The following is a 21600-nucleotide window of genomic DNA, read 5'->3' on the forward strand; positions in this document are numbered from 1 at the left end:
AACAGGCATTGCGAATGGCTATTGCTATTAATTATGAAACGTGATATTGAAACTCGTTTCCTGCCCGGGTATCGATGTAACTGCAATGCTCAGGTTTAAATAACTGGCAATGCTTTTTACAATGGCAAGCCCAAGGCCGTAGCCCGTGTTTTCTGCATGACCTGTTTTTTTGAAACGGTCAAAAATGAACGGAATTTCTGAGGTTTGTATGCCTTGCCCGCTGTTGTTTACCTGGATAATGTATTTGCCTTTTTCAAAATGATCGGCAATACGGATGTGTCCGTTTTCCTGGTTAAACTTAATTGCATTATTAATTAAATTGTAAAACAGTTGAAACAGCAGGTCGTGGTTCATTTGATTAAGCGTTTTGTTGTGCTTGAGATCAATGTCCATGCGAATGTTTTTTTCTTCTAAACGATGGCCTATTTCCTCCACAATTTCGTTAATCAGTTTGAGTGGTTCTATTTGTTCCTGCTTCGAAAACTGTTCATTTTCTATTCGCGAAATCAGGAGGAGTGAGCGCGAAATCTTTTTTAACCTTTCAAGCGTTCTCATCATATCCACAATATGCTCCTGTATTGCTTCTGGTTCAATATCCTCCGTTAGCAAGTTTTCCATCTTGTTTTGTAAGATACTGATGGGGGTCATAAATTCATGCGAAGCATTGGCGGTAAACTCGCGTTCTTTTTCAAAAGCCTCGTTAATCTGGTTCATTAAGGAAATGAGCGATTGATCGAGGTATTTGAAATCGTGTGTATTGGTTTTAATGGCTTGCTGGTTTCGTTTAAAAGGGAAGCGGGTGTTGGCCAGCCTCAGCTTAATAATTTGTCCCAATGGGTTAATCAGCCGACGGGTAAATATCAGGTCGATGATGATACTAAGGGCAATCAGAATAATCAGTACGTAAAGGGCAAAACGTTGCAATGCATCGTTATAGAGGTTAATGCTGGCAGTGGTTTTGCCAATTTCAAGCAGGTAATTTTTCTGACCTTTGGTAAAGGTAAAGCTTAATACCCGGTAAGCCAGCGTATCCTGTTCTACAATACGTCTGGTATCCCTGATGGTATCCAGCTTAAGGTTTGGTGCTGCAATTTCGAGTGCAATGTACTCATCTTTAAGCATGGTATAACTGCCGTAGCTATCCTGGCCTTCGAGATAATAATCCAAACCTTTGTTGTTGATGTTCTGGATCACTTTCTTTCGCTGGTTTTTGAGCGAAAAATTGGTGTAACTGGAAGCAACCTGCCCAATTAAAAAGGGAAGCAACAGAATAAACAGTCCTACAATGGCGAGTTTAGAACCGGTAATAAATAAAGTAAGTTTTGTAGAAAGTTTCAATTACTTTTTAATTCTATAGCCAACACCCCTTACTGTTTCTAACCATTCGGTTGGGGCGTAAATGTTTAATTTTTTCCTGATATTTTTAATGTGGGCATCAATATAATTGGAATCGTAATCTCCGTCTGTAAAGGTTCCCCAGATGTGTTCGCTTAATTGAATCCGGGTAAGCACCCTGTTTTTGTGAAGTAACAAATAACTTAATAAATCAAATTCCTTGCGCGAGAGTTCGATCTGTTCTTCTTCAAAGAAAACAAAGCGCTTCTGGAGATCGATATTGAAATTTCCCAGCGGCAGCAGCTCTTCCGAAACTTTAAATTTTCGCCGGGCAATGGCCTGCATGCGCGATTGGAGCTCGGGCAGGAAAAAAGGTTTGGCCAGGTAATCGTCTGCGCCCATATCCAGTCCGGCAACCCGGTCTTCGAGCTTGCCCCGGGCTGTAAGGATGATATAGGCCGCATCGGGATTGCTTTTCTTTGCCTTTTGCAGCAAATCGAAACCATCTCCGTCTGGCAACCCCAAATCGATCAGCACATAATCATATTGGTTAATCTCCAGCTTTTCTACGCCCTGGTTAAAACTATGGGCAAGATCGCACAGAAAAAACGCCTTTTTGAGGAATTTCTCCATCTCAAAAGCCAGTGTTTTTTCATCTTCTACGATTAATACCTTCATATTTTAAAACTGATAATAAGCTGCAAGGCCAAAAAAAGATTGCTGATGCTTTACATCTTCTTCTTTGCTGTTTCCTAATATAGAAAACTGATAGCTGGCTTCGGCCAGGAAATTTCCGCGGCTAAAGTTTAGGGGGAATTTAAAGTTATAGGCCAATAATTTGAATTGATTGACCGAATTTTCGACAATCTCGGTGGTATTCCCCTTGGTAATGCCAGGTGCCGAACCGCTTTTCCCATTGCCATTTGAATTTTGCCTTTTGCTTTTTTCGATAATGTAACTTTCGTAAAAGCGCGTAGTACCAGCGGTAATTTCGATGGCCGGGCTTATTGAAATTAAGTTTTTTTCGTTGAAAATGGTGCCTAGCTCAATTTCTTTTGAGTTTCCAAAGCTGAGAAATATATCGCGCTGCTTCCCGAATGCAAAATCGAGACTAAGGTCGGTTTTAAACCAGGGCCATATATAGGCTCCAGAAGCATTAATATTATTGCTGTTGGAGGCTTGCAGCAAAGGCGAGCTGGCAGGAAAAAAGGAATGAGAGTAAGCTAAACCTGCGCTAAGCTTGTCATTAAAATCGTGGTCGTAACCAATGCCCAAATCTGTTTCCGATATGCCCGAACCATAATTTAAAAGTTTATAACCACCACCCGTAAAGTATAAACCACTGGGAAATCTTAATGTGGCATTAAATAAAGCATAAGGATATTTTTCGGCTGTTACCTGTCCGTAATAATTAATATTGCTGTTGTACATGGTAGCAAGGGTAAGTGTAGCTTTAGTCGAATCTTGCTGGGCCTGAACTTTAGCAGTAACCAAAAACGAGCAGATAATTAAGAGACGGATGTTCATATATTTATCCCCTAAGGTCTTTTAATTTTTGGTTTAATAATTTTAATTGGTTTAACTTTTACATTAGGCTTAACGGCCATCGGTTTTAGCTGCCTTCTGGCTTTTGGTACTTCTTTAATTTTAGCCGGTTCTGGCTGCTGTTGTTTCTGGTCTGGTTTATTGTTTTGCTTTACGTTTTCCTGTTCGTGATCTTGTTTAATTGTTAGCAGGCTTGCCGATAATGTATCTTTTTGCAACGCAAAAGTGTGGCTGCAGATCAGAAAGGCCAGGCAGAAAAGGAAGGTAAATCGCTTCATTTTATAAATATAAAAAAGTTTACCCTACAAGAGGGTAAACTCTTACCAAAAACCATCATAACAATGGCACTTATTGCTTCAAATGTAAATGGCCAACATGAAAATAAGATGAAAAAAATAATTTTAAAATTTCATGTTGGTTTCATCTTCGGCTTTCAACTTTGAGGAATAAAATCTATACATTATGAAAACAAAATTTGTGAATAGCATTTGGATAGTCCTGGTAATAGCAGGCATGATTGCTTTTAATGGCTGTAAGAAAAATGGATCGGGAGAGGGGACTACTAAAGTTCAGATTAAAATGACTGATGCTCCGGGTAATTTCGATAAGATTAATTTAAGTGTAAAAGAAATTGTGCTGGTATCGGGAGATAAACCTTATGTTTTTGCGGCAAGTACCGGAATATTCGATATCCTCGATTTTCGCATTGGTACAAGCAATCCAGATATTTTAGTAGCCTCGGGCGAAATGCCAGCCGGCGAAATTACAGAAATCAGACTGGTACTGAATGAAACCGGAAATACTATTGTGGTAAATGGCATTCAGCAAGAGCTTAAAACACCAAGTGCCCAAACATCGGGCTGGAAGGTGAAACTAACTGCAAACCCTAATTTGGTTGAGGGTTCTGCCTACACTTTGTTGTTAGACTTTGATGCAGCTAAATCAATTGTAAGTACAGGAAATGGTAAGTATTTATTAAAACCGGTAGTGCGTGGGGTAGCTGCTGCAACTACAGGCCTAATTTCAGGAACCGTTTTGCCTTTAGCCAGTCATCCGGAGGTATTGGTTATTGCCGGCACTGATACTGTAGGTACTGTTGCAGATCCCTTAAGCGGTAAATTTACAGTTGGTGGTTTAGCCGCCGGTACATACTCGGTTAAATTTGCACCGGTTGCAGGTTATAAAGATAGTACGGTTACAGCTGTAAAGGTTGCCCTCGGACAAAACACTGCGCTGGGTACCATTACCTTAAAACAGTAAAAATAATTACCATCTAAATATTAAACAGATGAAAAAGTTAATCCTGTTGTTGTTACTCGTAACGGGTACCAGCATCTCTTTCCAGACTAAAGCACAGGTAAGTGTAAATATAAATATTGGTGCGCAGCCACAATGGGGGCCATCGGGGTACGATTATGTTGATTACTATTACTTACCCGACATAGAGAGTTATTACTATGTGCCGAAAAAACAGTTTATTTATTTGGGAACTGGTGGCTGGGTTTTCTCCCTGTCATTACCGCCCAGGTATCGTGGATATGATTTATACGACGGATACAAAGTTGTAATCAATTCGCCCCAACCATACCGCTATTTTACTACGCACAAGGTGAAGTATGCTAAGTTTAAAGGTAACCATGGTCAATCGTTCATTGCAAAAAGCAAAGGCAGGAAATATAGCGGTAGCCATGCTGATGCGGGCCCGCAGTACCGTGGGTATGCTTCCGGTCAAAAAGATAAGCCGATGAAGATGAAACATAATGGTAATGGCAAGGGAAATGGCCACGGTAATGGAAAAGGAAAGCATTAGTTGTTTGTGTTATCTAAAAAGAAACCCTCCAATTTTGGAGGGTTTCTTTTTTTTATTCTTTTTTTGTTGCCCTGGTGCAAATGGTTTCGCCGATTTAGAACTTTAGTGATTAATAGCAACTAAAACCAGGATGCCCAAAAAATATGGACACCCCGTTTTTTTTGATAAGCGATAACATTATAGTCTGTTAAAAATAGGACTGTAGTTACATGCCGTCTGAGCGCATGGCATAAACTAATTTTACATGCCTGAAAGCGTTTGTTTCGCTCCATTCATTATCGTAGTTTAAGCCGTATGGCCAAAAATGACCACCTCCGGTATGTATAGCGCCGCTGGTACCGTCAAAAATTTTAACCAGTGCCACCGTATTGGCTCCAAGGAAATCGCCTGTTGAGGTATTGGTTGTCCAACCGCCACTAAGGCCTACGCCATAAGTATGTGCAATTTCGTGCATGGCTGTACGAACGTTTTGATAGCTGGTATTTGCTCCAAAGCGAATGTTGCCGTTTGTGCTGCCGTCGGCCGTAGCTACACCAGTATTGTATTGTACAGTAAGGGTACGCGAAGGCCAGTTTGCACCAGCATTATACCTGGCGCAGGCATCGTTCATGGCATTGGTAATGCGGGTAACCACATCAGCTGGTACGCCTGTACTGGTGAGCGTCCAGCTTAACTGACCGCCGGCATTAACCGTTAATAACGACCATTGCTGATTTTCGCCTCCCCAATAAGTCCATTGGTCTACATTGGCACCATTATCAATAGATTGACCGGCAACATCGAGGTCTTTACCACTGTTTCGGTTAATAATGCGGTAGTAGCCGTTGCCGATTGAGGTAAATTGCCATTGCTGGTTGTTGGCGCCAGTATTGGTAGAGATGTTTACGTTATCGCCATCGGCTGTGCCAGCCTGGTCTACCTGGAGCGCCTTTGAACTGTGTACACCAATAACCGAATAATAACCACCCGAAAGTGCGGTTAGCGTCCATTTTTGGTTGGTGCCGCCTGTACCGGCATATTGAGAAACATTAGAACCGTCGGCGGTTTGAAATGCACCTACATCGAGCACCTTGCCGCTTTTGCGGTTTACAATATAAAAGGTACCATTAGCCACCGTAAGTTGTGGTTCGTTAGGTGGTATGGCTCCCAGTTTGCCCTTTATGGAAAGCGTTTCGCTGGGGCTGGCATCGGGAAGATCATTTTTTTTACAGCCGCCCGAAAATAGCAGGATACCAAGCATAAGCGCGCTGGCTGAACGTAAGATAGAAGGTTTAGTTTTCATAATGTTAAGTAGGGATGAGTGAGCATGCGTATAAAATGCCCGTTTGGTTAATTTAAAGAAGGCATACGCCCGGTTAAACCGAATCCTTCTATGCTTATCAAAAAGACTATAATGACAGTTTAGGGGATTTGAGCTGCAGTAGCCAAATGTTTAAGTACCAGTAGTTTCCGGTAAGAGATTTTAGCGTATAATTTAGTTTTTTCATAGGTAGGTTTTTGCTGTTTTAAAGGATGATTCTTTAAAAGAATACATGATCAAATGCCACAAGCGTTTAGCTCCCTAGTAATGAACATGTATTTTTTGTTATATCTGGTTTGAGCAAATTAACTACAAAAACGATGCGTTAAGTGAGGGGGGATTTGATAAAAATGAGGGGGCAAACTCTTATATTTTACTGTTTTACAGTATCATATTGAGTGCTTCACAGAAAATGAATAATTTTTGAATGTATTAGCTACGCCAAGCGCGCTCTTATTTTGAAATCAATCATTAAAAATTAATCCAGCGCTTTAAGCCTGAACGAGAATGTGGATCCCTTTCCGCTGCCGCTTTCCAGTTCAATGCGGCCGCCATGGAGTTCGAGGATGGTATAGACCAGGTAAAGTCCGATTCCAAAACCACTAATGGTTCTGGTTTCCGCGGTTTGTATCCGGTAAAATTTTTGGAACAGGTGTTTCTGGTCTTCTTTAGAGATCCCGATTCCATTGTCTTTCACGCTCACGATAAGTGCGTTATCCTGTTTTTTGCAGCTAATACTTATTTCTCCACCATCAGGCGAATACTTTATGGCATTGCTAATGAGGTTAATCAGCACCAGCGAAATTTTTTCAGCATCGCCGATTGCCAATGCCTGTTGTTCGCCAAAATAGCTGAAATGATGTTTGGATGTGGTTATGGTAGCGTCGGCTATACAATTGTTAATCAGTGCTGATAAATCGAAAGAGTTTAAGTTTAGCTTTAACTGCCCATCCTCCATGCGCGAAATGTTCAGGAAATCCCTGATCATATTTTCCATTTTTTTAGTTTGCAGTTCAGCTTTGGAAAGCGCTTTATCAATAAAGTCGTTGTTTTCTTTCCTGGCTTTAAACAAGGCAACCTGTACATAAGAACGTAAAGAGGTAAGTGGTGTTTTCAGCTCATGACTTACCAGACCGATAAATTCTTCCTTTTTCTTATCCGCCTGTTTTTTTTCGGTAATATCTCTGGCAATTTTAGAGAGGCCGATTACCTTGCCTGTGCTGTCTTTAATGGGCGAGATGGTTAAGGATACGTCTATCAGTCTGCCATCCTTACGGCGGCGTATGGTTTCGAAATGATCTACACGTATGCCCTGACTAAGCTGAGAAAGGATTTTGGGTTCTTCATCCAGTCGGTCTTGAGGTATGATTTTGAGAATTGATTGTCCAATCATCTCTTCGGCACTGTAACCAAATATCCGCACAGCCGATTCGTTCCAGCTGGTTACCATACTGTTCAGGTCTTTACTAATAATCGCATCGTCTGATGATTCGATTATGGCGCTCAGCCTTTTACTGTTCACCTCTGCCGATCTGCGTTCTGTAATATCGCGTGCAATTTTCGATACCCCAACAATTTCCCCTTTCGAATTTAGAATGGGGGATATGGTAAGTGATACATCAACCAGACTGCCATCTTTGCGCGTACGCCTGGTTTCAAAATGATTGATCTTGATCCGTTGATGCAGTTTCGAAATGATTTCGGTTTCTTCATGCAGCAGATCGGCCGGAATAAGCCTGAGTATAGAAACGCCAATCATTTCTTCGGCAGTATAGCCAAAGATGCGCGATGCTGAACTGTTCCAGCTGGTAATAACCCCATCCAGGTTTTTACTGATGATGGCATCATCCGAAGATTCGTTAATAGATTGAAGTATAGCGTTCTTTTCTTCGGCAGTTTTTAATACCGCATTTAAACGCTGCAACTGATCTTTGTTGAGATTGAGATCTAATGCAAGTTTTTCCAGTTCACCTATTACTGCGGCAATATCATTAGATTCTGTCATGCGATGTTATGAGCAAACAATATAGGTAATATTTATATGGTCAGTTGGCTTGTTATGATAATGACCGTAAAAAATCGGGTGATTTCACTGGGTTGTAACGAAAATGCTACGCGTTCAGGTGCTTTCGAAGAAATTTAAGGCCGGGTACCTCGTTTTTTGAGTAAAAGTTTATCCTTTTTAATGCTTTCTCTTAAAATCCTTAGGTCAGTTTTTCTGGTTATCAGCTGCTACCGTTTGCTGAAGGAAGGGGGTGTCCAGAATGGTGATCCGTTTGCCCTGAGCCAAAATTTTACCACCTTTAGTAAATTCAGTAAAAATCTTGAAAAGTGTTTCATAGGTGGTCCCTGAGTAGGAAGCTACATCCTGACGGGAGATATCAATATCTATAGCGCCCGAGGTATCGGTGCCGAACTGAGTTTGTAAAGATAAGATAGCGTTAGCAATTCTCCCTTTTACCGACATGTGGGCCAGATTGCGCATCCGCTTATGCGATTCCTGAAGTTCAGCAGCAAAGAAATGCATAAGCTCGTAGGTAAAATCAGGGTTAACGCGCAGGCTCGATCTAAAAAACTGGAGGTCGATAAAACAGACTGTTGCCTCTTCGAGTGCAGTAGCTGAAACCGGATAAACGGGGTTTTTCCCTAGTCCAAGGTGGCCAATTACATCGCCTGATCGGGCAAAGCGTATAATCAGTTCCTTTTCATTATCCCACTTCTTGTGTACTTTGATTGTTCCTGAGTAAACAAAAAAGATACCGTTTACCACATCACCTTCTGAAAAAAGCTGTTCGCCTTTTTTGATCTGGAAGTTTTTTTTCTGCTGGGCAACCGCAGGCAGCCAGTCTGCTATTATGCGGCTGCACAGATAGCAGCGATTGAGGTCACAGGCATTGTTGCATTCTTTCATCGTCAGGTTCTTACCGAGGCAAAAATACGATTATTAATCAAGTTGCCTGAGATATTTATAAATATATTATAAAATATATTATTTTATGTTTATTAGCTATATTAATCGATTTAAATATTGTTTAAAATATATTTTATGCTTTACTTTTGCTTTTTTATTTCTACTTTTGTGTCATTCTCAAATAATGAAATGAATAAGACAAAAAATATCATACCGATAGCGCCGGCGCTAGGCATTTTCGGTAAGTTTAAAATGGGTAAGCACAAAGAGAAGAACTCAAAAAAGCGCCTTCTATTTATATCAATGCTTTCGGTTGGTGTAGCTATCGGAATTTCTTTCATCGCAAAAGTGCTGGTGTCGCTAATTAATCTGGTAACCAACATCTCTTTTTACCAGCAGTTCGATTTCAGTTTTCATAGTCCTGCCGATCATCACCTTGGTTTACTGGTAATCATCGTTCCGGTTATTGGCGGGGTAATAGTAGGCTTTATGGCCTTCTATGGGTCGAAAGCAATTAGGGGGCACGGTATACCTGAAGCCATGGAGCAGGTACTAACGAACCAAAGTAAAATAAAACCTTCTATAGCCATATTAAAACCAGTATCTTCTGCAATTGCAATAGGTACGGGCGGGCCATTTGGTGCCGAAGGACCAATTATAGCTACCGGTGGTGCATTGGGCTCTACGCTGGGACAGTTGTTTACTGTAAGCCCTGTTGAACGCAAAATTATCCTCGCTGCAGGGGCAACTGCGGGTATGTCGGCCATTTTTGGTACACCGCTGGCCGCGGTATTTCTTGCCATCGAACTGTTATTGTTCGAATTTTCTCCGAGGGCAATTATACCAGTGGCACTTGCCTGTATCACAGGAGCGGCAGGACACCATCTGCTTTTCGAAGCTGGACCTGTGTTTCCCATGCCAGTGCTTTCCGCGCCGTCAAATGCAGCATTGGGTATTTACAGTCTCATCGGGATTCTTGTAGGGCTCGCATCACTGGGGCTTACCAAAGTGGTTTATTTTATAGAGGATGCCTTTGAGCATTTGCCTATACACTGGACGTGGTGGCCGGCAATAGGTGGTCTGGCAGTTGGTGTTGTGGGGTATTTTGCCCCCCGCACATTGGGTGTAGGTTACGATAATATCATTTCGCTCTTAAGCGGGCAGCTCTCTATCTCGGTTATTCTTTCCTTGTGCCTGTTTAAATTTATTTCATGGGCCATTGCCTTGGGTAGCGGAACTTCGGGCGGAACACTTGCACCTTTAATGACCATTGGTGGTGCAACCGGCGCAGCATTGGGTTACCTGCTGCATGCTGCTTTTCCAGCTTTAGCTATAAGTATTCCGATGTCGGCGTTGGTGGGCATGTCGGCCATGTTTGCAGGTGCTTCGCGGGCTTATTTAACCAGTATTCTTTTTGCGCTCGAATCGACCCAGCAAATACAAGGGCTGCTGCCATTGCTTGGAGCCTGTTCTGGCGCTTATCTCGTTTCAGTGTTTTTAATGAAGAATACCATCATGACCGAAAAAATTGCCCGCAGGGGAATCCATACACCAGATAGTTATGAACCAGATTTGTTGTTGAAATTGCGTGTTACGGAAGTGATGGACCGTAATCCGGTTTTTATCAGTTCGTATAATACCATTGCCGAGGTGCGGAAATATTTTGTGGCAAATCCGCCTAAAGAAAACCAGTACGCCGTTCGCGATACGGCAGGAGCTTACCTGGGTACCATTTCCGTGCTGGATATTTTTCAATGGGTGAAAGAAGATATGGCAAGTATCACGGCTATTATCAGATCAGGGGATGAGCAGATTAAAGGAAATGAACCCGTTAGAAAAGCATTAGAATTGATGCACAGCTCCGGAAACGATTTTGTGGCAGTAGTTAGTGGTAGAGATGGTACATCGTTCGAGGGATTGTTAAGTTATAAAGATATCGTGAGGGCCTACAGTACAAATCAGGAAAAGGAGAGCAGGGTTGGCAGAAACCTTTCGATGGACAGGCAAGCCAAAAAGATGATTGTGAAGGGTAAAAAAATGATGGCCGACCGAAGAGTTTAATGGTATTATTTAATTAAAGTTATGAAAAAGACAAGTTATTACCTGATGGCAGGCGGCCTGGTGTTGCTGCTGGTTACCTTATTAACGGGCGGACCGCTCAATGCGATCAATCCGGTAGATTCTCACCCCTGGACCATCAATATCAATGGAATCCGCTCGTTTCCCTGGCCAGAGTTTACCGGAGGCTTGCTGATTGCGCTGGGGTTTATTTTTAATATTGCTACCTGGCACCAGAAAAAATCGAGGATAGCCTAATCGTGATGGGGCTATTTGCAACTTTCAATTAACAGGTTTACAAAGTATTAATCAGCCCAAATGATATGATAGCGGAGAATAATGCGCTTGAAGAAGCCATAGTGCAACTCAAAGCCAAAGGATATACTTTAACCTTTAGCCCTGATGATGACCACACTGCGGCCTGGGGTGTGGCTGGGCCCTGGCCAACGGATATTGAATATCATATTGATGAAGAGCTATCCTGCAGGGTTTACAACGATGGAGAAGAAACCCGGATCAGGGTGCTGGCGATTACGACCAAGCCCTTTGGTTTAAAAGGGATCCAGTTGCTAAACGCTGAACAGCAACGCTATTGGACAGTTGATGAGATTTTAGTTAGCTTTTCAAAAATGCTGCAAGCAACCAAAACATTTCTTTTCGGTTCAAAGGCAGGTTAGTTATCCTGCTATTGGCCTTAATGCCTATACTGCTCAGGTGTTTTCGGATTTACTCCGGAAGCACCTCCAGTTTTGCAGCGATTTCAGTAATAATCGTCATGCTAAAGGTATGTCTGCCCGAAAGCCATCTTTTAATTTCATCGGGATTAACATCCAGGGCAATAGCCAGGTCTTGTTCTGATAACTCATTATTGGCAATTGCGGCTGCAGTTTTTGCCGCAACAGCAAGGTTTAGCTGCGATAAGCGTTCGATAGCAGGGTTTCCGGTTTCTTCCAGCCAGATAGCAACAAAATCGTTTTCTTCCATTCTATAATCGTAATAATTGGTTTTCCAGCCCATAACAGCCGGTTTATTCAGGCGGCAAATTTAACGATCCTCAGCCAATCATTACCATGCTTTTTCCATTTTTCGACTGGTAAATACGGAGATATCTGATTTATTTAGTTAATTTCAGGTTTTAACCTGCCTGCGATTAGCAATGATTGTGAAATAGCTGTTTTAAGCCTGGCAGGCGCTACATTCATAAAAAACGTTTCTTTCTCTTAAAATTGCGCCCATGGTCCCGAATTTTTCAGCCGCAGAACAAGCCGTTCACTACCCCGCGGATCGACGAACTTTTATTGGATTAAAACCACAGGTATGGTATATTTTAGCTATTGTATTAATGGCAACAATGGGCCTTGCCTGGTTACAATACTTAATATGGGGCCTGCCAGCGGATCCGGCACTAAGCCCTATACCTCATGAAAAGCTTGCTGTGGGCTTTCCTTGGTGGCTAAGGCTAAGCCATTGGGTAAATTTCTTTTTCTTAATTACCATTATCAGGAGTGGTCTTTCTATATTGGCCGATCATCCGCGTTTATATTTTAACAACAGTTGCACACCGGGTTCTGAATGGGCCAAATTTACGCCATTAAACATTCCGGCAGGGAAGGTGTGGACGGCTAAAGAAGATGCCCGTTATATTAGCCCGGTATTGGGCTTACCCGGGTACAGGCATACTGTTGGTTTAGCGCGTTGCTGGCATTTTATCAATGTGCCATTTTTCTTGTTAAATGGCGTTATATTTATCGTTTTGCTCTTTTCAACCGATCAGTGGCGTAAACTGGTGCCGACCTCGTGGAGCATTATTCCCGATTCGTGGAGTGTATTTGTGCACTATGCTACTTTCAATATGCCCATAGAGCCGAACGGATTTTATCAGTATAACGCCCTGCAGCAAATATCTTATTTTGCCGTGCTGTTCTTGCTGGCACCTATCGCTATGCTCAGTGGGATGGCAATGTCGCCCGCCATCGAAAATCGTTTTCATTGGTTTCCAAAGATTTTTATTAACCGTCAGGGCGCGCGCTCTGTTCACTTTCTGGTGATGCTGGCTTACCTGGCCTTTCTGGTGGTGCATGTGGCCATGGTGGTGGCAACCGGGTTGGTTAGAAACATGAACCACATTGTTCAGGGTAGCGATAGCGAAACCGATCGGACGGGTTTATACTTTGGCATTGGCTTCCTTGTTTTTCTGGTTTTGTTTGCGGTATTTGCCCATTGGCTCTCCTGGCATAAGCCAAGGCTGCTGCAAAGGTTACAATCGATAATTAACGGCACACTTTGGGAGAAAACCATTAACAAGTTGAAACCTAAACTAACCTATCGCAAGGAGGATATAACCCCTTACTTTTGGGCCAATGGTAAAGTACCCGAATCGGCTGAATGGAAAGCGCTTGCTGCCAATAACTTTCATGATTTTAAGCTTAAAGTTGGTGGACTGGTAGAAAACCCAATGGATTTTTCGCTGGAAGAACTAAAAGCTTTAGGGCAGGATGAAAACATTACCATGCACCATTGCATTCAGGGCTGGTCGGGCATAGCAGAGTGGGGCGGTTTACCCATGAGCAAGCTTATTGCAACAGTAAAGCCGCATCCATCCGTTAAAACTGTTGTATTTTATTCTTTTGGCGAAGGTTTGTATGGCGGAGATTATTACGATACGCACACCCTCGATAATTGCCAGAAACCGGGTGCTTTACTGGCCTGGGAAATGAATTACGAACCCTTGACCGAACTTTATGGCGCTCCTTTACGCTTGCGGGTAGAAAACCAACTGGGCTATAAAATGGTAAAATGGATTGCCCGGATAGATTTTGTTACTTCGCACACTACAGTAGGTAAGGGGTACGGCGGTAAGAACGAAGACGACGAATATTTCGATTTACTGGCCAACACCTAAATCTGTACAATATGGGTTTAGCACAACGGATAAAAGAAATGCCACCGGCTTATTTCTCGATGGTAATGGCTACAGGTATAATTGGCATAGGCTTTTCTTTACAGGGATGGCCTCTGCTGGCTAAAATTTTCCTGCTTTTAAATCTAAGTATTTTTAGCGCATTGATTGCCGCTAACATTTACCGTTTTGTTCGGTTTTACACCGACATAAAGGCCGATTTTCATAGTTACGAACGGGGACCAGGTTTTTTAACCATTATAGCTGCCTGTTGCATTGTGGGCAATCAGTTTGTTTTAATAGGTTTCGATCCCGTAATCGCAATCATTTTGCTGTCTTTTGCTGGTGCAGTTTGGTTGTTTCTTGCTTATGGACTTTTCTTCAGCCTTACGGTTGCCCATCAAAAGAAAAGCTTAAAAGATGGCATAAACGGAGGCTGGCTGCTTTTTGTAGTTGCGCTTCAGGCGATATCGGGTTTAACCACGCTAATTGCCCGGGGAGACGAAAACTTAATTTTCATTTCGTTGTGTTTTTTCTCTGTTGGCGCTTTATTCTATTTGTATATCATGTCGCTGATTATTTACCGCATGTCTTTCTTCGAACTTCATGCGGCCGAATTGGGCGCTCCTTACTGGATTAACATGGGCGCAACAGCCATAACGGTACTGGCAGGTTGTATGTTAATGCATTTTGCAGGAGTATTGCCGGTAATTGCCGAAATTACGCCTTATTTAAAAGGAATAGTTGTGCTTTTTTGGGCTGCAGGTACCTGGTGGATTCCTTTATTGCTATTGCTGGGTGTTTGGAAACATGTAATCAAAAAGGTTAAAGTTCCGCTTACTGCCCAGGGCTACGATCCGGGTTACTGGTCGCTGGTTTTTCCTATCGGTATGTATTCGGTAAGCACATTCAGGTTAAACGAGGTGCTCCATATTAGCTTTCTGCCTTTTATTTCTACCTGTTTCTGTTTGTTTGCGGTAGCTGCATGGGCTGTGGTAATGACTGGTTTTTTGCGAAAACTGTTTAATTCAGCTCAAAAAGGTTAATTGCAAAACTTACAGTTTAGCAATTTGCGGTCTGAGGCAGGTAGCGGTTAACCATGGTGGTAAGTCTGGCAATATCAAAAGGTTTGCGCAAGTAGTTATTAAAGCCCATTTTTCGGTAAGTAAGGTCGATGTCGGGATTACAACTCGACGCAATGAGCGTGGTATGAGGGCATAAAGTTCGGATAACCCTGCACAACCGCGCAGGCCTCAGAAGATCCTGAAAACAATCCATAATAATCAGATCGGGAGCATAGCTTACTACTGCTGTAGCCAGATCACCATCCCAGTATGGAAGCGTTTTTACCTCGCAACCTTCCTCAGATAATATGAGGCTTATGATTTCAAAAATAGCAACATCTGGTTCGTGAAGATATATCCTTTTCATGGTAGTCCTCCGAAAAAGATAGATCCCATACGTCCGGCGGGAATATTTTAAGGATATTACAATATAGCCAAAATAAGCTTACAAAACCAATTTTTGGGCAATATAATTTACTCGCTGCTAATACAATATGCTTTAATTTACGCCCTTTATTTGATCGAGGTTAATGTTAACCAGGCATCTGGAAGTCCTGGCGAACTTACCTCCAGTTTAATGTCGCCTGCTTTAGCCGAACTTTTCAAAACTACCAATGCACGGCCGTTCCAGGCTTTTCTTTCCTTAGCCGTGTAAGGTGTAATGTCTTTAAGATTGGCATTATCTGTAGCCACAATGCTTGCAGGTCCGGATAATTTAAAAGTTAAGTTATGTTCTGCATCCGGCCTGATATTTCCTTGCTTATCTACTATTTCTACCGTAACAAAAGAAAGGTCCTGCGCATTTGCGTAAAGCTTTTTTCGATCGGCCTTTAGTTTTATCTGTGCAGCCTGACCGCTGGTGTTTAAAATAACCGCTTCTTTTTCTTGTCCATTTAGTAGCCCCACAGCTTTTAACTGGCCTGGCTGATAGGCGAGGGGGAATGTTGCTTTAAATTGTTGGTTTACCGTTGTTGCTTGTTCTCCAATTAACTTGTTATTGAGGTACAGTCGTACAGCAGGGTATTTGCTGTAAACTTCTATCTGTATTTCCTTGCCCTCGTAACCTGGCCAGGTCCAGCTTTCCCATGTTGGCCAAACCGACCACATGGTTTCTTTAATCGAGCCATTAGCCGGATTCGGCTCTCTTACAGCCATGTAAATTTTTTCGTTGTCATTGTATAACATGCTTCGGTAGTGCGAAATTGGCTTTCTCCAGCCAGTTAAATCAATATCTCCACAATAAGCACCATGCCAGGGAAATAAATCACGCTCCCAATGTTGTCCTGCCAGTTCGCCTGGGTAAAAATAACGTCCAATTCCGGATTCGCCAAGGTAGTCCATGGCAGTCCAGACAAAGTCGCCGATGATATAATTGTTTTGCTGTACCAGCTCCCAGTTGGCAAAAGCATCTCTCGGATAGGATTCGGTTTGTACAATGATGCGCGAGGGCACCCGCTTATGGTCTGCTGTGGCATGGTGCAGCTGGTAGTTATATCCGGCCACATCGTGGGCTGCCATTAGCGGATCAAACATTTCCCAATCTTTATCCCAGGTGGTCATCGCCGAAGTTACTGGCCTGGTCTGATCATGTTTCTTTACATAGGATGATAGTAGTTTGGCTGTTTCAACTGCCTGGGCTTCCTTTCGCTCAATAATTTCATTGCCAATGCTCCAGATAATGATGGCGGGGTGGTTGCGATCGCGTTTAACCATTGCCGCAATATCGCGTTCAGACCAATCGTTAAAATATAAAGCATAGTCATATTTGTTTTTTCCGGTGCGCCATCCGTCAAACGCCTCATCAATAACCAAAAGACCAAGCTTATCGCAGGCATCTAAAAAAGCCGGCGAAGGTGGGTTATGGGAAGTACGCACAGCGTTAAATCCTGCTGCCTTCAGTAGTTCTGCCTTTCTTTCCTCAGCGCGGTCAAATGCTGCTGCACCCAGGCTTCCATTATCGTGGTGTACACAACCACCATTTAGCTTGATGGTTTTCCCGTTCAGCTCAAATCCTTTGGTTGGGCTGAACCGTATAGAGCGGATGCCAAAATTTTGTACTTCTTTGTCTAATAGTTTTTTATTATCCTTAATCTCAACTATTGCATCATACAGGTTTGGTGTTTTTATATCCCACAAAAGTGGCTTATTCAGTGCCAAATTTTCGGTTATGCTGTTTGAACTACGCGGTTGAAGCTTAACCTGTACTGTTTTGGTTGCAGCTTTGCGGTGGCTTTTATCGTAAATTGAAATGGATACGGCTACATTTTTTGACTGGTCGGTATCGTTATTTAACCTGGCCTCAACCCGAACAGTAGCTTTTTTGGTGCTTACTGCAGGAGTGGTGACAAAAACACCCCATTGATCGAAATGTACAGGATCATTACTCATGAGCCATACGTGGCGATAAATCCCTGAGCCGCTATACCAGCGCGAATTTTTTTGTTGCGCATTATCTACACGCACCGCTATGGTATTTTTAGTGCCGTATTTCAAATACGGACTCAGATCGTAGCTAAATGAAGAATATCCGTAAAGGTAAACACCAAGCGATTTGCCATTTATAAAAACCTCCGCATTCATGTAAACTCCTTCAAAATAAACAGCTATCTTTTTGTTTTTCCAGTTAGCGGGTAACGAGAAGGCTTTTCGGTACCAGCCTATGCCTGCCGGAAAGTATCCGCCGTCATTGCCCATTGGATTTTTTGCATCTATCTTACCTTCAATGCTCCAGTCGTGTGGCAAATCGAGCGTACGCCAGTTTTGGTCATCCAGTTCAGCCGCACTGAAGTTAGCTGATTTATCTGCCAGATTAAATTTCCATCCATAATCAAAAAGCTGCTTATCGCCGTTAAAAGCTTGCTGTGCACTTGATTTTAGCGCTATAAGCATCAACAAAACGATTACAGCCGGATAATGAAGACCTGGATAAGCATATCTTTTCATTGTAAAATGGGTTTATACATGGTTAAGGCATGAAGATACAAATAATAAGCGTTGTATGTACGTTTAAAATTTGAAATACAATCTGGCTATTTGCAGCAATCAGCTGGTTAATGAATGTACAGTTGATTTATTTGAAAAATGAAGAAGATATCCAGCGGAGCTGTTTGTATTGAATGGATTACAGCCTTTAATGTGCTGCTGTTTTTAAGAGAGAGGAGAAGTTCTGAACCAGAGATGAGCAGATCGGTGTTTAAACTTTGATGTTTTTTGAGCCGAATAAAAAAATCTATTCGGCCCTTTAAACTTAAAACCGCCTTTCTCGGCCTTTGTTACGAAGTAATTCGATCAAAATACCGAAACCAGAAAGTAGTGAGAATACGCCGATGATTAGGTTGGTTCTGTCATCCATGAAGTTTTTAGTTTAGGTTTTCAAGATATAAACTTCAGATGACATTAAAAAGACATTTTACGAAAAAAGAGCAAAAAAGAGTAAAAAAAATTCGTAAGCTTAAATCCTGACTTAAGCTACACACACGATTTTGCACTTTCCTTAGCCTCAATTACCAGATTTTAAAAACCATTATTTGTGGTAAAGGTTTCTTTAATAGCCGTTTCAGTTTAATGGCATTTAACATTTGGTTTAAACAAAAAACGATGAGTTTACAGGCCTACAATCAAAAACGGGATTTTAAAAAGACCACTGAGCCTAAGGCTGGAATAAGCAAAGATAGTAAAAGGCTGATGTTTGTGGTGCAAAAGCACGACGCTTCCAGACTCCATTACGATTTCCGACTGGAGATGGGCGGTGTTTTGAAAAGCTGGGCAGTACCCAAAGGTCCATCGCTCGATCCTAAGATTAAACACCTGGCCATGATGGTAGAAGATCATCCTTTCGATTACCGCAATTTTGAAGGGATTATTCCAAAAGGAGAATATGGTGGCGGAACTGTGATTGTTTGGGATCAGGGCTGGTACGAAACCATCACCGATATTAAAGGAAAGAAAGCACAGGAGAATAATTTGCTTAAAGAGCTGGCTAAAGGTTCGGTTAAAGTGCGTTTGCATGGTCAGAAATTAAATGGGGAGTTTGCGTTGGTAAAAACCAAAGGCATGGGAGAGAATGCCTGGCTGCTGATTAAACATGATGACGAGTATGCTTCTAAAAAGGACATTACTAAGCAGGATGGATCTGTACTGTCGGGAAAAACCCTGGCAGTAATGGAAGAAACCAGTGAGAAAGTATGGAAATCGGGGAAGGAGCAAAAGCTGAGCACTGATAAATTAGCTAAAGTTGTTAAAAATAAAAAGGGCAGGGATGAGGGGCAGAATGCAGCACCTGATGTTGCCAAACTACTCCGCAATGCTCCTAAATCGGCTATACTGAAAAACATAAAACCCATGCTGGCCACTTTGGTTGATAGCGCTTTTGATGATGAAGACTGGCAATATGAAGTGAAATGGGATGGTTACCGGGCGCTTGCTTTTTTAAACAAGGATAAAGTAGAGCTGCTTTCGAGAAATAAAAAATCATTTAACGAAAAATTCTATCCCATTTACGAACTGCTGAAATCGTTGAAAATCAATGCGGTTTTAGATGGCGAGGTGCTGGTATTGAATGATAAAGGCATTTCGAACTTTGGCCAGCTTCAAAACTGGAGAAATGAAGCCGACGGGACACTGATTTATTGCGTTTTCGATATTTTGTGGTACAATGGTAAAGACCTTACCGGACTCACTTTAGTAGAACGACAGACTATATTGAAGGAGATATTGCCTCAAACCAACGATAGTATCCGTCTTTCTAAAGTATTTGATACCAGTGGAATTGAGTTTTTTAAGGCTGCCGAAAAGATAGGGCTGGAAGGAATTATAGCCAAACGTAAATCTTCTGTTTATACCCTAAACAATCGGTCTAAAGACTGGCTCAAAATAAAAATCAGCAAAAGACAGGAGGTGATTATTGCAGGTTTTACCAAAAACAAGGCTACTTCCAAATCTTTCAGTTCGCTTATACTGGCCGTTTACAAAAAAGGGAAACTAAGTTTTGCCGGCAAGGTAGGTACAGGATTTTCTGATCAGCAACAAAAACAGATGATGAAAATGTTCGAGCGCTACATAAGCAAGAAGAGTCCGTTCGAAGTTGTTCCGGATGTTAATAAGCGTTCTAGATTTCAATGGATGCAGCCTGATGCAGCGATAACCTGGATGAAAGCCGAACTGGTTGCTGAAGTTGAGTTTACCGAAATTACCAGTGAAGGTGTGTTCAGGCATCCCTCATTTAAAGGTATGCGCGAAGATAAAAAGGCTAAAGAAGTAGTAAGAGAAGAAGCAGAACCTACTGAAGATATTATTGAAAAAGATGATGATAAAAAAATAGTAAACAAAGAGATATCAAAAATGGATTCAAGCGGATTGTTGAATGCTAAAGGAGACAGACAGGAAATAAGAATAAAAGGGAAAACCCTCGAGTTTAATCACCTTTCTAAAGTTTACTGGCCTGGTGAGGGGATAACCAAGCGCGATTTGTTAAATTATTATGCCGATGTTGCCGAATACATGTTGCCATATTTAAAAGATAGGCCGCAATCGTTAAACCGTTTTCCGGGCGGGATAAAAGGCAAGCCATTTTACCAGAAAGATGTTAAAGGCAAGGCACCCGACTGGGCAAAAACTTTTCCTTACTCAACTGGCGATGGCGAGAAAAAGGAATACCTGCTGGGCAACGATCTGGCTACGCTTTTATGGATGGTATCGTTAGGTTGTATTGAAATCAATCCCTGGTTTTCGCGGGCTAAAAAGCCCGATTATCCTGATTATTGTGTGATTGATCTCGATCCCGATCAACAGGATTTTGACCAGGTTATTGTTGCAGCGTTGCAGGTAAAGGAAGTGCTGGATGCCATCGATGTGCCCAGTTATCCTAAAACCTCTGGGTCGACGGGCATTCACATCTATATTCCGATGGGAGCGAAGTACACCTATGAGCAAACTCAGCTTTTTGCCCGCATTGTTGTAGAGGCTGTTCATGCTGCTTTGCCCGAATTTACGACGCTTAAGCGCAGTATAGCGGCCAGGAAAGGGAAAATGTATCTCGATTTTTTACAAAACCGGCCAGGCGCAACCATTGCAGGACCATATTCGGTAAGGCCAAAGCCCGGCGCAACTGTTTCCATGCCATTAGCATGGGATGAGGTAAAACCAGGCTTAAAGATGAAAGATTTTACCATTTTTAATACCATGGCCAGATTAAAGGAAAAAGGCGATCTTTTTAAAGGTGTGCTGGGCAAGGGGATTGATCTGAAAAAAGCCATTCAGAAAGCTAAAGTTGGCCCTGGTGCGGTATGCTGAACTTCTGCCAAGTCGGATGTTTAGCTACCGAACCTGATGCAGAAAGCTGGTCGGTGCGGACACCGACCAGTAGATCAACGCTATCGGTTGGTGTCCGCACCGACCGAAACAGATAATCTGTAGCTGATCCACAGCTCAAAGCAATTGGCCTCGCCTGTGCGGTATGCTGAACCTCTGCCAGATCGGATGTTTAGCTACCGAACCTGATGCAGAAAGCTGGTTGGTGCGGACATCGACCAGTAGATGAAAATAAGAGTTCCTGAAACAAGTTCAGGAAGACGATCGTATGAGATAAACGCTATCGGTTGGTGTCCGCACCGACCGAAACGTAGCTAACCCACAACTCAAAACAATCGGCTTCGCCTGACTGTTAGTATTGAAGCTTAA

General features: G+C 42.3%; 18 protein-coding genes. 8 read left to right on the plus strand and 10 right to left on the minus strand.

From position 1 onward, the window contains the following. Positions 1-27 precede the first annotated feature (27 nt). Genes HWV58_RS23055 through HWV58_RS23070 form a run of 4 tightly spaced genes read right to left on the minus strand, consistent with a single transcriptional unit; the run spans position 28 to position 3158 of the window. Positions 28-1338: a sensor histidine kinase gene (locus HWV58_RS23055; protein ID WP_175636367.1), complete on the minus strand. Its 1311-nt coding sequence runs from the start codon at positions 1336-1338 to the stop codon at positions 28-30. After that, entirely contained in the window at positions 1339-2013 is a 675-nt protein-coding gene (locus tag HWV58_RS23060; RefSeq protein WP_175636368.1) for a response regulator transcription factor, read from the minus strand. It abuts the gene before it with no gap. 3 nt (positions 2014-2016) lie between these two features. After that, entirely contained in the window at positions 2017-2862 is an 846-nt protein-coding gene (locus HWV58_RS23065) for a hypothetical protein (RefSeq protein ID WP_175636369.1), read from the minus strand. An 11-nt stretch (positions 2863-2873) separates the two neighbouring features. Continuing rightward, positions 2874-3158: a hypothetical protein gene (locus HWV58_RS23070; protein ID WP_175636370.1), complete on the minus strand. Its 285-nt coding sequence runs from the start codon at positions 3156-3158 to the stop codon at positions 2874-2876. A 184-nt stretch (positions 3159-3342) separates the two neighbouring features. Between HWV58_RS23070 and HWV58_RS23075 the strand changes: the two genes are divergently transcribed. Together HWV58_RS23075 and HWV58_RS23080 are read left to right on the plus strand one after the other, a co-directional pair. Then, on the plus strand, positions 3343-4140 hold the full coding sequence (locus tag HWV58_RS23075; protein ID WP_175636371.1) for a DUF4382 domain-containing protein: 798 nt from the start codon (positions 3343-3345) through the stop codon (positions 4138-4140). A gap of 28 nt (positions 4141-4168) precedes the next feature. Beyond that, positions 4169-4690 (plus strand): hypothetical protein, encoded by a 522-nt coding sequence (locus HWV58_RS23080; RefSeq protein ID WP_217707060.1) that lies wholly within the window; start codon positions 4169-4171, stop codon positions 4688-4690. A 205-nt stretch (positions 4691-4895) separates the two neighbouring features. On the opposite strand, the gene HWV58_RS23085 is transcribed toward HWV58_RS23080, so the two are convergent. The 3 genes from HWV58_RS23085 to HWV58_RS23095 all read right to left on the minus strand — a co-directional run bounded on the left by HWV58_RS23085 (position 4896) and on the right by HWV58_RS23095 (position 8901). After that, positions 4896-5972, minus strand: coding sequence for an RICIN domain-containing protein (locus tag HWV58_RS23085; RefSeq protein WP_175636372.1), 1077 nt, complete (start codon positions 5970-5972; stop codon positions 4896-4898). A 496-nt stretch (positions 5973-6468) separates the two neighbouring features. Then, the gene (locus HWV58_RS23090; RefSeq protein ID WP_175636373.1) at positions 6469-7995 is read right to left on the minus strand and encodes a PAS domain S-box protein; all 1527 of its coding nucleotides are present in this window, start codon (positions 7993-7995) and stop codon (positions 6469-6471) included. Between the two features lie 204 nt (positions 7996-8199). Continuing rightward, the gene (locus HWV58_RS23095) at positions 8200-8901 is read right to left on the minus strand and encodes a Crp/Fnr family transcriptional regulator (protein ID WP_175636374.1); all 702 of its coding nucleotides are present in this window, start codon (positions 8899-8901) and stop codon (positions 8200-8202) included. Positions 8902-9090: 189 nt separating this feature from the next. On the opposite strand from HWV58_RS23095, the gene HWV58_RS23100 reads away from it, so the two are divergent. The 3 genes from HWV58_RS23100 (at position 9091) to HWV58_RS23110 (ending at position 11636) form a co-directional block, all read left to right on the plus strand. Next, positions 9091-10962 carry a chloride channel protein gene (locus tag HWV58_RS23100; RefSeq protein WP_175636375.1) on the plus strand — a complete coding sequence of 624 codons (1872 nt, stop codon included), beginning with the start codon at positions 9091-9093 and terminating at the stop codon, positions 10960-10962. Between the two features lie 21 nt (positions 10963-10983). After that, complete coding sequence (locus tag HWV58_RS23105) at positions 10984-11217, plus strand: hypothetical protein (protein WP_175636376.1); 234 nt, start codon at positions 10984-10986, stop codon at positions 11215-11217. Between the two features lie 65 nt (positions 11218-11282). Then, positions 11283-11636: a hypothetical protein gene (locus HWV58_RS23110; RefSeq protein ID WP_175636377.1), complete on the plus strand. Its 354-nt coding sequence runs from the start codon at positions 11283-11285 to the stop codon at positions 11634-11636. A 49-nt stretch (positions 11637-11685) separates the two neighbouring features. Here the strand turns inward: HWV58_RS23110 and HWV58_RS23115 are convergent, their stop codons facing one another. Then, on the minus strand, positions 11686-11976 hold the full coding sequence (locus HWV58_RS23115) for a helix-turn-helix domain-containing protein (protein WP_175636378.1): 291 nt from the start codon (positions 11974-11976) through the stop codon (positions 11686-11688). Between the two features lie 217 nt (positions 11977-12193). Here HWV58_RS23115 and HWV58_RS23120 point away from each other — a divergent pair, with 217 nt between their 5' ends. Together HWV58_RS23120 and HWV58_RS23125 are read left to right on the plus strand one after the other, a co-directional pair. Further along, positions 12194-13861, plus strand: coding sequence for a molybdopterin-dependent oxidoreductase (locus HWV58_RS23120; RefSeq protein WP_175636379.1), 1668 nt, complete (start codon positions 12194-12196; stop codon positions 13859-13861). An 11-nt stretch (positions 13862-13872) separates the two neighbouring features. Next, positions 13873-14904 (plus strand): tellurite resistance/C4-dicarboxylate transporter family protein, encoded by a 1032-nt coding sequence (locus HWV58_RS23125; protein ID WP_175636380.1) that lies wholly within the window; start codon positions 13873-13875, stop codon positions 14902-14904. A gap of 16 nt (positions 14905-14920) precedes the next feature. On the opposite strand, the gene HWV58_RS23130 is transcribed toward HWV58_RS23125, so the two are convergent. Further along, entirely contained in the window at positions 14921-15289 is a 369-nt protein-coding gene (locus tag HWV58_RS23130) for a response regulator transcription factor (RefSeq protein WP_175636381.1), read from the minus strand. Between the two features lie 146 nt (positions 15290-15435). Continuing rightward, positions 15436-17865, minus strand: a complete 2430-nt coding sequence (locus tag HWV58_RS23135) for a sugar-binding domain-containing protein (protein ID WP_175636382.1) — start codon at positions 17863-17865, stop codon at positions 15436-15438. Between the two features lie 654 nt (positions 17866-18519). Between HWV58_RS23135 and ligD the strand changes: the two genes are divergently transcribed. Next, a complete protein-coding gene (gene ligD, locus HWV58_RS23140; RefSeq protein WP_175636412.1) occupies positions 18520-21213 on the plus strand; it encodes a DNA ligase D in 2694 nt (897 codons plus the stop codon). The last annotated feature ends 387 nt before the right edge of the window (positions 21214-21600 follow it).

This window comes from Pedobacter ghigonis (genome assembly GCF_903166585.1).
GTDB classification, from domain to species: Bacteria; Bacteroidota; Bacteroidia; order Sphingobacteriales; family Sphingobacteriaceae; genus Pedobacter; species Pedobacter ghigonis.

Excerpts from the sequence above, each read along its gene's own strand:
- HWV58_RS23060 (WP_175636368.1), bottom strand. The coding sequence starts at position 2,013 with ATGAAGGTATTAATCGTAGAAGATGAAAAAACACTGGCTTTTGAGATG.
- HWV58_RS23065 (WP_175636369.1), bottom strand. The coding sequence starts at position 2,862 with ATGAACATCCGTCTCTTAATTATCTGCTCGTTTTTGGTTACTGCTAAA.
- HWV58_RS23070 (WP_175636370.1), bottom strand. The coding sequence starts at position 3,158 with ATGAAGCGATTTACCTTCCTTTTCTGCCTGGCCTTTCTGATCTGCAGC.
- HWV58_RS23075 (WP_175636371.1), top strand. The coding sequence starts at position 3,343 with ATGAAAACAAAATTTGTGAATAGCATTTGGATAGTCCTGGTAATAGCA.
- HWV58_RS23080 (WP_217707060.1), top strand. The coding sequence starts at position 4,169 with ATGAAAAAGTTAATCCTGTTGTTGTTACTCGTAACGGGTACCAGCATC.
- HWV58_RS23085 (WP_175636372.1), bottom strand. The coding sequence starts at position 5,972 with ATGAAAACTAAACCTTCTATCTTACGTTCAGCCAGCGCGCTTATGCTT.
- HWV58_RS23090 (WP_175636373.1), bottom strand. The coding sequence starts at position 7,995 with ATGACAGAATCTAATGATATTGCCGCAGTAATAGGTGAACTGGAAAAA.
- HWV58_RS23095 (WP_175636374.1), bottom strand. The coding sequence starts at position 8,901 with ATGAAAGAATGCAACAATGCCTGTGACCTCAATCGCTGCTATCTGTGC.
- HWV58_RS23100 (WP_175636375.1), top strand. The coding sequence starts at position 9,091 with ATGAATAAGACAAAAAATATCATACCGATAGCGCCGGCGCTAGGCATT.
- HWV58_RS23105 (WP_175636376.1), top strand. The coding sequence starts at position 10,984 with ATGAAAAAGACAAGTTATTACCTGATGGCAGGCGGCCTGGTGTTGCTG.
- HWV58_RS23110 (WP_175636377.1), top strand. The coding sequence starts at position 11,283 with ATGATAGCGGAGAATAATGCGCTTGAAGAAGCCATAGTGCAACTCAAA.
- HWV58_RS23115 (WP_175636378.1), bottom strand. The coding sequence starts at position 11,976 with ATGGGCTGGAAAACCAATTATTACGATTATAGAATGGAAGAAAACGAT.
- HWV58_RS23120 (WP_175636379.1), top strand. The coding sequence starts at position 12,194 with ATGGTCCCGAATTTTTCAGCCGCAGAACAAGCCGTTCACTACCCCGCG.
- HWV58_RS23125 (WP_175636380.1), top strand. The coding sequence starts at position 13,873 with ATGGGTTTAGCACAACGGATAAAAGAAATGCCACCGGCTTATTTCTCG.
- HWV58_RS23130 (WP_175636381.1), bottom strand. The coding sequence starts at position 15,289 with ATGAAAAGGATATATCTTCACGAACCAGATGTTGCTATTTTTGAAATC.
- HWV58_RS23135 (WP_175636382.1), bottom strand. The coding sequence starts at position 17,865 with ATGAAAAGATATGCTTATCCAGGTCTTCATTATCCGGCTGTAATCGTT.
- ligD (WP_175636412.1), top strand. The coding sequence starts at position 18,520 with ATGAGTTTACAGGCCTACAATCAAAAACGGGATTTTAAAAAGACCACT.